The following is a 14076-nucleotide window of genomic DNA, read 5'->3' on the forward strand; positions in this document are numbered from 1 at the left end:
TGCTCCTCAGTGGATCTTCTGCGTCGCCATGTCCGGCACGCTTTCCCGGCTCTCCTGCCGGGTCATCGGAATACGCGTCAGCACCAGCGCACCCACCACCAGCAGCCCGGCCACAAACCACAATCCTGAACTGAAGCTGCCGGTGGCGTCGCGCAGAATGCCGATCAGCAGCGGGCTGACGGCGGAGCCGACGTTGCCGATGGCGTTGATCACCGCCAGCGCCACCGCCCGGGACTGCAGGCTAATAACCTGATCCGGGGTGGTCCAGAAGATCGCCATGGCGGTAAATGACCCGGTTGAGGCCATGATGATGCCAAGCAGCTGGATCAGACTGTGATCCGTCGCCGACGCCAGCAGCCATCCCGCCGCCGCGAACAGGTATGGCAGGATGGTGTGCTTTTTTCGCTCTTTCAGCCTGTCGGAGCGGCGGCTCCACCAGATCATCCCGAGGATGGTGCAAAACTGCGGGATCGCCGCCAGCAGGCCAATCACGATATTGCTGCTGCCGGTGTTAAAGCTCTGCAGGATCTGCGGCGTCCAGATGTTGATGGCGCTCAGGGTGTTGGTCAGGCAGAAATAGGCCAGGGTGTAGAGCAGCACCGCCGGGGTCAATACCTCGCGAAGCGTCGAGCGCGGTGTCGCGGCGTGGGCAATGGCGTTCTCCTGCTCCCGGGCGATCATCGTCTTCAGAGTCTGCTTCTCTTCATCGTCCAGCCAGGTGGCCTGATCCGGTGTGTCGTTGAGGAAGAACCAGGTCACCACGCCGAGCACCACCGACGGCAGCCCCTCCAGCAGGAACAGCCACTGCCAGCCCTTCAGGTTCCACAGGCCGTCCATCGCCAGAATGTAGCCCGAGAGGATCGAGCCCAGCATCATGGTCACCGGCATGGCGATCATAAACAGCGCGTTGGCGCGGGCGCGGTGATAGGCGGGGAACCACCAGGTGAGATAGACCAGGATCCCCGGCAGGAAACCGGCTTCGGCAATGCCCACCAGCATGCGCAGGACGTAGAGCGTTTGCGGGCTGGTGGCGAACATGGTGCAGGTGGAGGCGATGCCCCACACCACCATGATCCCGGCGATCCAGCGGCGGGCGCCGATCTTCGCCAGCATGATGTTGCTGGGGATCCCGCACAGTACGTAGGTAACGTAAAACAGGGTTGCGGCCAGGCCAAACATGGTGGAGGTGAGACCCAGATCTTTGCCCATCGTCAGCCCGGCGAAGCCGATGTTGATGCGGTCGAGAAACGAAAAGACAAACAGGATAAAGAGAAACACGATCAAGCGACGAAACAGCTTATTAATCACGCGATGTTCAACGGCTTTACTGTCTTGTGTTTGTAGGGTCGTCATGGTGCGCTCCAGATCTTACGTTTAGTAGACGGATTTATTGTTATTAACTGACGTAACCGGGGTATCGATAAAGCGTGCTGCCAGGGCTTCGGCGCCGCGGGCGAGCAGGGTGGTGTCCACGCCGACGGCGACAAACAGCGCCCCGAGTTCAAGGTAGCGACGGGCCAGCTGTTCGTTGGCCATCAGGATGCCGGGGGCTTTGCCCGCAGCACGGATCTGCGCGATGGCCTGTTCAATGGCGGCCTGCACCTCCGGGTGCTGCGGATTACCGGCAAAGCCCATGTCGGCGCTGAGATCCGCCGGGCCGATAAAGACGCCGTCCACCCCTTCGACATCCAGGATCTGCGGCAGATTTTTCAGTGCCTCACGGGTTTCAATTTGCACCAGCACGCACATGGCGTCGTTGGCCTGTTGCAGGTAATCCGGGACGCGGTTCCAGCGCGAGGCGCGGGCCAGAGCGCTGCCGACGCCGCGAATGCCCGCGGGAGGATAACGGGTCGAGCGCACCGCCAGCCGCGCTTCGTCGGCGTTTTGCACCATCGGCAGCAGCAGGGTTTGCGCCCCGACGTCCAGCAGCTGTTTGATCTGCACCGGATCGTTCCACGACGGGCGCACCACCGGCTGGCTGGGGTAGGGGGCGATGGCCTGCAGCTGGGTCAGAACGGTCTGCACGCTGTTGGGCGCGTGCTCGCCGTCGATCAGCAGCCAGTCGAAACCGGCTCCGGCCAGCAGTTCGGCGCTGTAGCTGCTGGTGAGCCCCAGCCATAAGCCGATCTGCGGTTTGCCCGCTTTCAGCGCGTCTTTGAATCTGTTTTCCATGCGCTTCTCCTTAGACAAAGCGGCAGCTGATGGAGCCCATGTTGCCGTAATCGACATGGAAGGTGTCGCCCTTGCTCGCCGCCACCGGACGGGTAAAGGAGCCGCCGAGGATGATCTGGCCGGGTTCCAGCTGCACGTCGTAGGGTGCCAGCTTGTTCGCCAGCCACGCCACGCCGTTCGCCGGGTGGTTCAGCACGCCAGCGGCGACGCCGGTCTCCTCGATCACGCCGTTGCGGTAGAGCAGGGCGGAGATCCAGCGCAGATCCAGCTCGTCAGGGCGGATCGGGCGACCGCCGAGGATCACCCCGGCGTTGGCGGCGTTATCGGAAATGGTGTCGAACACCTTGCGCGGGCGCTGGGTTTCCGGGTCGATGTTGTGGCAGCGGGCGTCGATCAGCTCCAGCGCCGGGATCACGTAATCCGTGGCGTTGTAGACGTCGAACATCGTGCAGTTCGGGCCGCGCAGGGGTTTGGCCAGCACGAAGGCCAGCTCCACTTCAATGCGCGGGACGATAAAGCGGTCGGTGGGGATATCGCTGCCGTCATGGAAAAACATGTCGTCGAGCAGGGCGCCGTAGTCCGGCTCGCTGATCTGCGAGCTGGCCTGCATCGCTTTTGAGGTCAGGCCGATTTTGTGGCCCTTGAGCACGCGGCCTTCGGCGATCTTCAGGCTCACCCATTCGCGCTGGACGGCGTAGGCGTCCTCGATGGTGATGGACGGGTAATCCAGCGAGATCGCACGGATCTGCTCCCGGGTCTGTTCCGCCTGATGCAGGCGATGGGCAATCAGGGTATGGGTGTGTTTATCGAGCATGGCGGTATCCTGTGACGGTATTATCCCCTCTCCCCTGTGGGGAGAGGGTCAGGGTGAGGGGCAAGCAGACGGCTACTTAAACAAGGCGTGCACGTTGTTCTGCTTGAAGTTCAGCGTCGGGTGCAGCTCTTCGATCTCAAACGACAGCGCCAGATAGCGCGCCGCCATCAGCCCGGCGAAATGGTCTTTAATCAACCCAAACAGCATCTCGCCCACCTGCTGACGGCTCTCCAGGCTGCGGCCGGTGCCGATTTTCAGCGTCATATGCACAAACGCATAATCGTGCTTGCCGTCGGCCATCTGCCAGGTATCCACCCAGTGCGCGCGGCTGCGGATACCGCCGAGGGGGAAGATCCCGGTGGCGGCCAGCGCCTCGTTAACCTGAGCAAACAGGCCCGGCAGGTCCGCCTGGTCGCGGATGTTCTCGGTACATTCGACAATAAAGTGCGGCATGGGGCGTCCTTATGCGGGCAGAGGGAAAACGGCGTTAACCTGACCGGTGCCGGAGCTCGGGAACAGCTCGGTGAGAAACTCCACCTTGCCGTCGTAGCTGTCCCAGCCGAGCATGCCCAGCAGCATCACCGTGTCGTGCATATTGCCCTCGCCGTAACAGTAGTCGGCGTACTCCGGCAGCATGCTGCAAAACTCTTTGAACTGGCCTTCGCGCCACAGCTTCACCACGCGCTCGTCCATCTGCCGGTCGAACTCGCGGGTGTAGCTGTTCATCCCCTCTTCGGCGCGCTGGTCGTCAATAAAGCGGTGCGACAGCGAGCCGCTGGCGAGCACCGCCACGGTGCCGTCATATTTTTCGATGGCGCTGACGATGGCCTCGCCCAGCCTGCGGCTGTCGGCAAAGTCATGCACGGTGCAGAAGGCGGAGATCGACACCACTTTGAAGTGCTTATCCGCGTTCATGTAGCGCATCGGCACCAGGGTGCCGTACTCCAGCTTCAGACTCGGGATGTTGTGCGCTTTGGCGCGCACGCCCTTTGCCACCGCTTCGTCGGCGATCAGCTGGCCCAGCGCCGGGTTGCCGTCGTAGTCGTAGGTCATGTCGCGGATAAAGTGCGGCAGCTCGTTGCTGGTGTAGACGCCTTTAAAATGATCCGCACAGTTGATGTGATAGGCGCTGTTCACCAGCCAGTGGGTATCGAACACAATGATGGTATCAACACCCATCTCGCGACAGCGCCTGCCGATCTCTTTATGTCCGTCGATGGCCCCCTGACGGCAGCCAAAGTTTTTGCCCGGGATCTCAGAGAGATACATCGACGGAACGTGCGTGATTTTTGCTGCTAACGCTAACTTGCCCATTTCACACCCCCCATTTTGGGATCGGATGGTCGCCCATCGAGATACAGACGTTTTTCATCTCGGCGAACACTTCAAAACTGTACTCACCGCCTTCGCGGCCGGTACCGGAGGCCTTCACGCCGCCAAACGGCTGACGCAGATCGCGCACGTTCTGGGTATTCACAAACACCATGCCCGCTTCGATGTTGCGCGCCAGGCGCAGCACTTTGCTGATGTCCTGAGTCCAGATGTACGACGCCAGGCCGTATTCCACGTCGTTAGCCAGACGCAGCCCTTCGGCTTCATCCTTAAACGGCAGCAGGCAGGCCACCGGCCCGAAGATCTCTTCCTGGGCGACGCGCATGCGGTTGTCGACATCCGCCAGCACCGTCGGGCGCAGGAAGTGGCCGTTTTTCAGGTGCGCAGGCAGATCGGATGGTTTGTCCGGGCCGCCCGCCAGCAGGGTGGCGCCCTCTTCAATGCCGAGACGGATATAGCCGGAGACTTTCTCCCAGTGCTGTTGGCTGATAAGCGCCCCAACCTGGGTGTTCGGATCGGTCGGATCGCCCACCCGCAGGCGGTTGGCGCGTTCGGCAAAGCGCTTGACGAATTCCGGGTAGATGCTCTGCTGAATAAAGATGCGCGAGCCCGCGGTGCAGCGTTCGCCGTTGATGGAGAAGATGGTGAACAGGGCGGCGTCCAGGGCGCGTTCGATGTCGGCATCTTCAAACACCAGCACCGGCGATTTACCGCCCAGCTCCATGGAGTATTTTTTCAGTCCGGCGCTCTGCATGATGCGGCGTCCGGTGGCGGTGCCGCCGGTGAACGACACGGCGCGCACGTCATGATGACGCACCAGTGCGTCGCCCGCCGTCGCGCCATAGCCCTGCACCACGTTCAGTACGCCCGCCGGAATACCGGCTTCCAGCGCCAGCTCCCCCAGACGGTCGGCGGTCAGCGGCGAGAGTTCCGACATCTTCAGTACCGCGGTGTTGCCCAGCGCCAGGCAGGGCGCAACCTTCCAGGTGGCGGTCATAAAGGGCACGTTCCACGGCGAGACCAGGGCGCAAACCCCCACCGGCTGCACCAGGGTGTAGTTCAGCATCTTGTCGTCGACCGGGTAGGTCTTGCCGTTCATCTGCTGGCACACTTCGGCAAAAAACTCGAAGTTGTGCGAGGCGCGCGGGATCAGCACGTTTTTGGTCTGGTGGATCGGCAGGCCGGTGTCGGCGGTCTCCATGGCGGCGATCTCCGGCACGTTCTGGTCGATCAGATCGCCCAGACGGCGCATCAGGCGCGCGCGCTCCTTCATCGGCAGGTTGGCCCATTTCGGGAACGCCGCTTTCGCCGCCTCTACCGCCTGGTTTATCTCGGCTTCGCCGCCGGAGGCCACTTCCGCCAGCACCTCGCCGGTGGCCGGGTTGGTGGTGTGGAAGTAGTCGTTACCCGCTACGTTTTTACCGTTGATCCAGTGGTTAATCTTTTTCATTACCGTGTCTCCTCGCTGACAATCCGGTTGACCAGACGGCCAACGCCTTCCACTTCCACTACCACTTCATCCCCCGGGCGTACGTCGGCCAGCCCTTTCGGCGTGCCGGTGGCGATCATGTCCCCCGGCTGCAGGGTCATAAATTCACTCAGGTACGCGATCAGGAACGGGACGCTGAAGATCAGATCCCGGGTGCTGCCCTGCTGGCGCAGTTCGCCGTTGACCCAGGTGCGCAGGGTGAGGTTGTGCGGGTCGGCAATCGCCGATTTATCCACGATATCCGGGCCGATGGGCGTCAGGCCGTCGCGGCTTTTTACCCGCAGGTTGGGGCGGTAGTAATTCTCCAGATAGTCGCGGATCGCGTAGTCGTTACAGACCGTGTAGCCCGCCACATAGTCCATGGCGTCGGCCTCAGAGACGTTGCGGGCGGTTTTGCCGATCACCACCACCAGCTCGGCTTCATAGTGCATGTACTCGACGTTGTCGGGGCGCACCGAGGTCTGGTTATGTTCGTTAAAGGTGTTTGGCGCTTTGATAAACACCAGCGGCTCGGTGGGCGGCTTAAAGTCCAGCTCGCTGGCGTGATCGGCGTAGTTCAGCCCCAGGGCAAACAGGGTGCCGCTGGTGGAGAGCGGCCAGGCAAAGGTGCGGTTTTCCGGCAGCTCGCGGGCGTTGATCACGCTGTTTTCCAGGGTCGGCAGGCCTGCGGCCAGCACGCGTACGCTGTCGCCCGGGTGCAGGGCCACGCGGGACTGCGGGGTGCCCAGCAGAATGGCGTCGCCGGGGTTCAGGGTGGCGAAGGCGCTCAGCTCGCTCAGCAGGGTGGCGGCGTTGCGCTGCAGATCGGCGGTGTTCCAGCGATCCACTTCCCGGCCGTTGATCTCGGTAGTGATGGTCAGGTTATCGACGCTGTTTATCGTCGCCATCTCGCCTACGGGGCAAAAACCGTCCCGGCATTTGGCTTTGATCGCCGGGCGGTAGAAGCTCTCTTCCGGCAGGCTCACTTCGTTTGCGAGGGCGTAACCGGCGATGTATTGCGCCGCCTCTTCCGGGCGGATTTTTGTCGCGGTTTTGCCCACAATCAGCGCCACCGTGGCGCCGCTCAGCACCTGTTCCCCTTCCGGATGCGGGATGGCATCGCCGGAGCGGACCAGGGTGTTGCGCGGTTTGATAAACCAGACGGCGGTTTTTGGCGGCGTGTTGTAAGGGGGCTGGTTAAATGCGTCGCGCCAGGCGTCGAGCTGGCTGCGGTGATTGAGTGCCACCGCGAAAACAGTACCTTTCATTCCTTTCTCCTCTGGCCCGCGAATCGGGTTTTGAGTTCATTAATATGTTAATGAATAGGTTTTAGCCCTCCGGTCTGCGTTTGGCAAACAGAAGTAAATAATTTGTGATAGTGATAACAATAAATTTACATGTATATATAATTAGTGTTATATATCAGTAAGTTAATTTTTTAATGTGATATCTGTTAGACTTTTCAGTCGCGCCGCTGGCGTGCAGATGCAGCATTATGCATTGATTGTTTCGTTATTAATGATGTTGAGGTGGGAGCGCCATGCACGATTCGTTAACTATCGCACTACTCCAGGCGCGGGAAACCGCGATGACCTTTTTTCGCCCGATTATCAAGCAGCAGAATCTGACGGAGCAGCAGTGGCGGATCGTGCGCGTGCTGGCGGAACATCCGTCGATGGATTTTCACGACCTGGCGTTTCGCACCTGCATTCTGCGCCCGAGCCTGACCGGCATTCTCACGCGGATGGAGCGTGACGGGCTGGTGCTGCGCTTAAAGCCGCTCAACGACCAGCGCAAGCTGTACGTGTCGCTTACCAGCGAGGGTAACGCGCTGTATGAACGCGCCCAGGCGCAGGTGGAAGAGGCCTATCAGCGGATTGAGGCGCAATACACGCCGGAGAAAATGCAGCAGCTGACGGCGCTGCTGCAGGAGTTTATTGCTCTGGGTGACGGAACGGGGATGCCAGAAGAAGAGGAGTAGATCGCTGCGGTCATCAACACAATTTCCGTAAAGTTTTCCTGTTTCAGGCCGAAAATTCTGTACCAGTCTGGTGGGAAAGAGAAATCATGTTAAAACGTATCAAAATTGTTACCAGCTTATTGCTGGTCTTAGTTATTTTTGGCCTTTTACAGCTCACATCCGGTGGTCTTTTCTTTAATGCCCTGAAGCATGACAAAGAAAACTTCACCGTCCTGCAAACCATTCGTCAGCAACAGTCCACGCTTAACGGCAGCTGGGTAGCGTTGCTGCAAACCCGTAACACCCTGAACCGCGCGGGTATCCGCTACATGATGGATCAGAACAACATCGGTAGCGGCGCGACCGTAAACGATCTGATGCAGATTGCGGCGGCTTCCCTGAAGCAGGCGGAAAAGAACTGGGCGGATTACGAAGCTCTGCCGCGCGACCCGCGCCAGAGTGAAGGTGCCGCGCTGGAAATCAAACGCAACTATGATATCTATCACGGTGCGCTGGCCGAACTGATCCAGCTCCTGGGTGCGGGCAAGATCAACGAGTTCTTCGATCAGCCGACCCAGAGCTACCAGGACGGCTTTGAGAAGCAGTACGTGAACTATCTGCAGCAGAACGATCATCTGTATCAGACCGCCGTGGATGACAGCAACAGCTCCTACAGCCAGGCTATCTGGATCCTGTTAAGCGTGCTGATCCTGGTGCTGGTGGTGATCGTCGGCGTCTGGCTGGGTATCCGTCACTCGCTGATCTCTCCGCTGAACCGCCTGACCGACAGCATTCGCCACATCGCCAGCGGCGATCTGGTGAAACGCATCGAAGTTGACGGCTCTAACGAGATGGGCCAGCTGGCCGATACGCTGCGTCATATGCAGGCTGAACTGATGCGTACCGTGGGCGACGTGCGTAATGGCGCGAACGCCATCTACAGCGGCGCAAGCGAAATCTCCATGGGTAACAACGATCTCTCCTCCCGTACCGAGCAGCAGGCGGCCTCGCTGGAAGAGACCGCTGCGAGCATGGAAGAGCTGACCGCCACCGTGAAGCAGAACGCCGAAAACGCCCGTCAGGCGAGCCATCTGGCGCTGAGCGCGTCCGAGACCGCGCAGAAGGGCGGTAAAGTGGTGGATAACGTGGTGCAAACCATGCGTGACATCGCCGGCAGTTCGCAGAAGATTGCCGACATCATCAGCGTGATCGACGGTATTGCCTTCCAGACCAACATCCTGGCATTGAACGCGGCGGTCGAAGCGGCGCGTGCCGGTGAGCAGGGTCGTGGTTTTGCGGTGGTGGCGGGTGAAGTGCGTAACCTGGCCCAGCGCAGCGCCCAGGCGGCACGCGAAATTAAGAGCCTGATCGAAGACTCTGTAGGTCGCGTTGAGCTGGGCTCCACGCTGGTGGAAAGCGCCGGTGAGACCATGGGTGAAATCGTCAGCGCGGTGACCCGCGTGACCGACATCATGGGCGAGATCGCCTCTGCCTCTGACGAGCAGAGCCGCGGTATCGACCAGGTGGGTCTGGCGGTGGCCGAGATGGATCGCGTCACGCAGCAGAACGCCTCGCTGGTGCAGGAATCTGCAGCGGCAGCGGCGGCACTGGAAGAGCAGGCGAGCCGCCTGACTCAGGCGGTGGCGGTGTTCCGTATTCAGCAGGAGCAGCAGAAAGCCCGTGCCAACGCAGCGGTGAAAACCGTGGTGTCGCCGGTCACGACGCGTAAAGCGGCCGTAACCGACAGCGGTGATAACTGGGAAACCTTCTGATGTAAAAAGCGCCCTGTTCAGGCAGGGCGCTGTTTGTGCCCGGCGGCGCTTCGCTTGCACGGGCCTACGGTTTTGTAGGCCGGGTAAGCGCAGCGCCACCCGGCATCCACACCGCAATTACCCTTCGGCGTTAACCACTTTGATCTCCACCATCCCAATCCCCAGCTGGCGCGGAGAGTGGCCGAGAATATTCCCTTCGTTGGTGGACTCCGGTGCAGGCGGCACAATCACCAGCGTGCTGCTGCGCGACGGGTTGTCGAAATGCAGCGTGGTGGTGGTGACGTCATGACCCAGCGTCAGGGTCTGTTCTTTATCGCCAATGCGCACCGGGATCGGCTTGTTGACGTTCGGCCCCCAGGCTTTGGCGGTGATCACCAGATCGAATTTCGCCGGCAGCGGCTGGTTGTATTCGATCTTCACCTCATTGCCCAACTGGGCGTTGGACCAGCGGCCCCAGGTTTCCGGACGTGAAATCCCGCTGAACTGCTTCACCTCTTCTGGCGCGCCGGCCACGTTAAAGACAAAACTGTCGGCCTTGTAGCGGATGTCGTTGTCGGACACTTTCAACAACTCGACGTTACGCTGATAGCGATCGGTGCTGATCACCGTATCCTTAAACGCCGTCTTGCCTTTCCACTGCGCTTTATCGACGTGCTGCACGGTCTGCTCGCCGCCCAGCTGGCCCTGAGAAACGCACCAGTCGGTGGAAAGCGCCAGCGGCTGCGACCACAGCTGGCCCATCTTGTAGCAGCGATCGACCCAGACGAAGTTGTCCCGCGGGGCAAAGTCCGCCAGCTGATAGCGCAGCGGAGCGGAGTACTCGCTTTCCGGCAGCGGTTCGACCCGCTTATCGGAGACGCGCAGCAGCAGCGGCAGACGGAAATGGCTGCCAGAGAAGGCCATCATGTTTTTCTGGCTGTCGATGGTGAAGTCTTTCAGCTCTTTCGGGAAGTTCCACAGACGGATCACGTCCGGTTTCCACGCCAGCACCTTTTCCTTCATGTTAAGGAACACTTCGGAGAGCGACTGCCCGGAGAGGCTACTGCGCCCGAGGCCGATAAAGTTATCCCCGCCGAGGATATCCAGCACCGTGGCGCCGTTATCCATGGTGTTGCGCTTCACCGCCATCACCTCCTGCTGGGGCTTATCGCCACGCAGAATAAAGAACAGGTTGCTGCGATCGAGTTTGTTCAGCGCATCCCAGGCGGTGTTTTTCATCGCCAGATGGTCGGAAGAGACCACAATCACCGTGTTTTTAAAGTATGGCGAGGCTTTGATTTTTTCGATCAGCGCCGCGATATGCTCCTGGCTGCAGCCCACCGCGCTGAACGACTGGTTCGGTTTGCCGTCAATCGCGTAGCGCTTGCGCTGACAGGTGCGGGAGATAAAGCCGTCCGGGTGGTGGGTGTCTACCGTCAGGGCAAACAGCGAGAAACGCTTGCCGGACTTCGACAGCTCCTCGAATTTTTTCCAGGTTTCATCCAGCACCGTATCGTCGTAGAAGCCCCAGTCGTTGCGGTACTTAGGGTCTGCCACGGTGGTTTTCAGCTCTTCTGCGCCATACAGATGGTCAAAGCCGTGGGACTGCAGGAACACGTCTTTCCCGGCGAAACGCAGGTTGGCGCCCTGCATGAAATAGTTCTGATAACCGGAGTTTTTCAGGATATCGCCGAGGCAGATATTCTGCGGGAAGAAGCTGGACACCGACGCGGAGGCGTTGCCTTCAAACGGGGCGAACAGCGGAATACCGCACTGGGAGGCAACCATCCCGGCGATGGTGTAGTCGGTGCCGGGCAGCTGCGCGGTATGGCTGAAATCGATCCCTTCGTTCTTGATAGCACCCAGCTCCGGGGCGAGATCCGGGAAGGCGTCGTTATCAAAATAGGTCCGCTCCAGGCTTTCGCCGTAGATATAGACCAGATTGAGCTTCGGATTGGGAATGGTTTTACCCGGCTCTTTGTAATACGCAGCAAAGTCCGGATCGCCATCGCGGGACTGCGATTTCACCAGCTCGGTGATCTGGTGAAACGCCGGGCTGGCGTCCACCGAGGCGAGGGCCAGCACCAGCGCCAGAAGGCTGTAGCCGAGATGGTGCGGATGATGGCGACGGCGGCGCAGGATCCAGCCCAGCAGGCCGAACACCGTCACCAGCGCTACCACGATGCCAACACCAGGAAGTATGTACTTACTAACCCCTGCGCCGGTCAGGCTGTTGGTCAGGGTGTAGAGAACAGCATCGTTGATGCCGTCGCCGGTAAAGTAATCACTGGCGTAGAGGGTAATGTTTAAAACGACAAAAAGCCCCAGCACCATAAGGGTGACGGCAAACCACCAGGTGTTACGACCCGCTTTGCGGGAATAGATAACGACCGAGGCGATAAACAGGGCAACAGAAATAAACTCTGACAACAGCTTATCCTCAACAAAGGCATCCGCAGATCAGCGGATTAACTGTTTAATTTTTGGGTGATCCAATGTAATGGCGATGCCATCAAGCTGCAATTGTAGTGTCACGTAATTGTGCTGTTGTTAGGATTTGGTTTAGAAAATCGAATGTTTGACCGGCGTCGCTTTCTGAGGGGGATGGGGGTAAACGCCGCGGCAAGGGACGCGGCGTTTCGGGGATCAGGAGATAAAGCTCATGCCCTGTTTCAGGACAAAATCACAGGCCTGGGCTTTGACCTTTTTCGCCAGCGGTGAGTTGCCGATGGTTTCCAGATTCAGCTGCTCGCCGTTATTGGCATTCAGCAGACCCTGGATGCCCTCCAGATAGTTGGTGTCCTGCTGCTGCTCTTGCGGGGTATCGATACCCAGTTTACCCAGCACCTGGTTTTTAATATTGGTGGCATCGGTCATCGAGGCCAGCTTCTCTTTGGCGCAGTACTCGAGGATCCCGGCGGCGTTATTCATGTTGCTGGCGGAGAGCGACTCGGTGCCGCTGCTCAGCAGCCCGGTCAATGCGGAAGCGGAGAGGCCGCCGCTCTGGGAAGAGGTGCTGCCCGCGCTAAGCTGGTTGGCGGCGCTGTTAAGCGTGTCCTGCCAGGAGGAGGCTGCCTGTGCTGCACCCGTCATCAGAAGGGCGCTGACTGCGGCGCTGAGAAGAAAATGTGTTTTCATAAAGCATGCTCTGTCGATTGCCCGTCGGGCGGAATGGCAGCCAGTATAAACCTCATGCTTGTGCGCTTCGCGGTAAACAATCCTAATACTCTTTACCGGTAACGCGGCTGCGATAGCTTTCCCAGTCAAAAATCACATACAGGCTGTTGCCGAGCTTCATGCGATCCATCACCCGCTCGCCCAGCAGACGCGTCATTTCATCAACGTTATGGTTGGTGAGCATGCCGGTCGGGCGCTTGGAAGAGGAGCGGCGATCGACGATCTGGTTGATGATCACTTTTTCATAGCGCGATTCGGTCTGCACGCCAATCTCGTCAATCACCAGCAGGTCGACGTTGCTGAGATCGTTAAGCAGCTGCTCCTCGCTGGTCTCCCGGTTGCTGAAGGTATCCTTCATGGCTGACATGATGTCGGCCACGGTGATAATCAGCACCGATTTACCGCGCAGCAGCAGCTCGTTGCAGATGGCCGCCGCGAGATGATTTTTGCCGGTGCCCGGCTTGCCGCTGAAGATAAAGCTGGCGATGTTGCCGTCGAACTCTTCGACGTACTGGCGCGCCTGCTGCAGGGCTTTCAGCTGCCCCTGACTCTCCACTTTGTAGTTATCGAAGGAGCAGTTCTGATGCAGGGGACGAATGCCGGAGCGGTTAAAGGTGCGCTGCATTTTCATGGCGCGGTTTTCCCGTGCCAGCGCCGCCGCGCGGATTTCTCCCTGCTCTTTTTGCCACGCCAGTAGCTCTTCGCCGGTGGTAAAGGCCGGTTTGACGTTGGCCGGCATCATCTTTTGCAGACGCTTCATCAGTTCGCCGAACTCTTTCATTTGGCACCTCGGAATCCGTGGGGGATCTGTTTATCCGGTTCTGAAAAGGTATTCACATCGCGTTTGGCCTGACCGCCGTTGCTGGCCCGGTTGATTTGCACGCTGCGCGCCAGCTTTTGCTGCCACTGGATATGATGAAACACTTTCCCTTCCGCCTGCCAGTAGGCGGTGAAGGCGGCCAGCTCTTCCGGGGCAACAGGCTGGGTGAGGGCGATGCCCCACAGCGCCGCCTGGCGTTGAAAGTCCGGGTCAGGTTGCCAGCCGTTATACATGGCGAATTTCCCCATCGGCACCGCAACCGGCGCGCTGGTGGGTTCGTCGAAGAATTGGGTATCCAGAGTGACATCGCTGGTCGGGCGCGACAGGCGCGCTTCCGTTTCCAGCAGCTCGGCCAGACGCTGCGGCGTGATCGCATAAAACGCCGGTGCGTTATCGGCAAATACGGCGACGGTACCGCCTTGCGCATTCGCCAGCACGCCGCGGGGATCGTGCATAAAGGCATCAATGCCAGTGACGCTGGTGGTCAGGATTCTGGAGGACATAGCACTTCTCTACTGAATTACTGCGGACGAGATATGGGCTTATGGTAGCACAGAGAGGAGGGGGCAGGCAGGGGTCTGA

At 59.6% G+C, this 14076-nt stretch carries 13 protein-coding genes; 2 read left to right on the forward strand and 11 right to left on the reverse strand.

Features of this window, described 5'->3' with window-relative positions; genetic code table 11:
• Positions 1-6: 6 nt before the first annotated feature.
• From hpaX to hpaG, 7 genes are all read right to left on the reverse strand, one after another.
• The gene (hpaX, locus tag FHN83_RS14780) at positions 7-1353 is read right to left on the reverse strand and encodes a 4-hydroxyphenylacetate permease (RefSeq protein ID WP_139564233.1); all 1347 of its coding nucleotides are present in this window, start codon (positions 1351-1353) and stop codon (positions 7-9) included.
• Positions 1354-1374: 21 nt separating this feature from the next.
• Positions 1375-2172: a 4-hydroxy-2-oxoheptanedioate aldolase gene (gene hpaI / locus FHN83_RS14785; protein ID WP_139564235.1), complete on the reverse strand. Its 798-nt coding sequence runs from the start codon at positions 2170-2172 to the stop codon at positions 1375-1377.
• 10 nt (positions 2173-2182) lie between these two features.
• Positions 2183-2986 carry a 2-oxo-hept-4-ene-1,7-dioate hydratase gene (hpaH, locus tag FHN83_RS14790; RefSeq protein WP_039030498.1) on the reverse strand — a complete coding sequence of 268 codons (804 nt, stop codon included), beginning with the start codon at positions 2984-2986 and terminating at the stop codon, positions 2183-2185.
• A gap of 72 nt (positions 2987-3058) precedes the next feature.
• Positions 3059-3439, reverse strand: coding sequence for a 5-carboxymethyl-2-hydroxymuconate Delta-isomerase (locus tag FHN83_RS14795; protein ID WP_139564237.1), 381 nt, complete (start codon positions 3437-3439; stop codon positions 3059-3061).
• 9 nt (positions 3440-3448) lie between these two features.
• Positions 3449-4300 carry a 3,4-dihydroxyphenylacetate 2,3-dioxygenase gene (gene hpaD, locus FHN83_RS14800; protein WP_039030496.1) on the reverse strand — a complete coding sequence of 284 codons (852 nt, stop codon included), beginning with the start codon at positions 4298-4300 and terminating at the stop codon, positions 3449-3451.
• A 1-nt stretch (position 4301) separates the two neighbouring features.
• Positions 4302-5768: a 5-carboxymethyl-2-hydroxymuconate semialdehyde dehydrogenase gene (gene hpaE / locus FHN83_RS14805; protein ID WP_039030495.1), complete on the reverse strand. Its 1467-nt coding sequence runs from the start codon at positions 5766-5768 to the stop codon at positions 4302-4304.
• Positions 5768-7054 (reverse strand): 4-hydroxyphenylacetate degradation bifunctional isomerase/decarboxylase, encoded by a 1287-nt coding sequence (hpaG, locus tag FHN83_RS14810; RefSeq protein ID WP_139564239.1) that lies wholly within the window; start codon positions 7052-7054, stop codon positions 5768-5770. Before hpaG ends, hpaE begins: the two co-directional genes overlap by 1 nt.
• Positions 7055-7326: 272 nt before the next feature.
• Between hpaG and hpaR the strand changes: the two genes are divergently transcribed.
• Both hpaR and tsr read left to right on the forward strand, forming a co-directional pair.
• Entirely contained in the window at positions 7327-7767 is a 441-nt protein-coding gene (gene hpaR / locus FHN83_RS14815; protein ID WP_139564241.1) for a homoprotocatechuate degradation operon regulator HpaR, read from the forward strand.
• Positions 7768-7853: 86 nt separating this feature from the next.
• On the forward strand, positions 7854-9518 hold the full coding sequence (tsr, locus tag FHN83_RS14820) for a methyl-accepting chemotaxis protein (RefSeq protein ID WP_039030492.1): 1665 nt from the start codon (positions 7854-7856) through the stop codon (positions 9516-9518).
• A 117-nt stretch (positions 9519-9635) separates the two neighbouring features.
• Here tsr and opgB read toward each other — a convergent pair whose 3' ends face one another.
• From opgB to dnaT, 4 genes are all read right to left on the reverse strand, one after another.
• Positions 9636-11927, reverse strand: a complete 2292-nt coding sequence (gene opgB / locus FHN83_RS14825; protein WP_138370368.1) for a phosphatidylglycerol--membrane-oligosaccharide glycerophosphotransferase — start codon at positions 11925-11927, stop codon at positions 9636-9638.
• 216 nt (positions 11928-12143) lie between these two features.
• A complete protein-coding gene (locus FHN83_RS14830; RefSeq protein WP_139564243.1) occupies positions 12144-12635 on the reverse strand; it encodes a DUF2501 domain-containing protein in 492 nt (163 codons plus the stop codon).
• An 82-nt stretch (positions 12636-12717) separates the two neighbouring features.
• Positions 12718-13455: a DNA replication protein DnaC gene (gene dnaC, locus FHN83_RS14835; RefSeq protein ID WP_039030489.1), complete on the reverse strand. Its 738-nt coding sequence runs from the start codon at positions 13453-13455 to the stop codon at positions 12718-12720.
• The gene (gene dnaT, locus FHN83_RS14840) at positions 13452-13997 is read right to left on the reverse strand and encodes a primosomal protein DnaT (protein WP_138370369.1); all 546 of its coding nucleotides are present in this window, start codon (positions 13995-13997) and stop codon (positions 13452-13454) included. Before dnaT ends, dnaC begins: the two co-directional genes overlap by 4 nt.
• Positions 13998-14076 lie beyond the last annotated feature (79 nt).

It is taken from the genome of Leclercia adecarboxylata (assembly GCF_006171285.1).
Classification (GTDB): domain Bacteria; phylum Pseudomonadota; class Gammaproteobacteria; order Enterobacterales; family Enterobacteriaceae; genus Enterobacter; species Enterobacter barmai.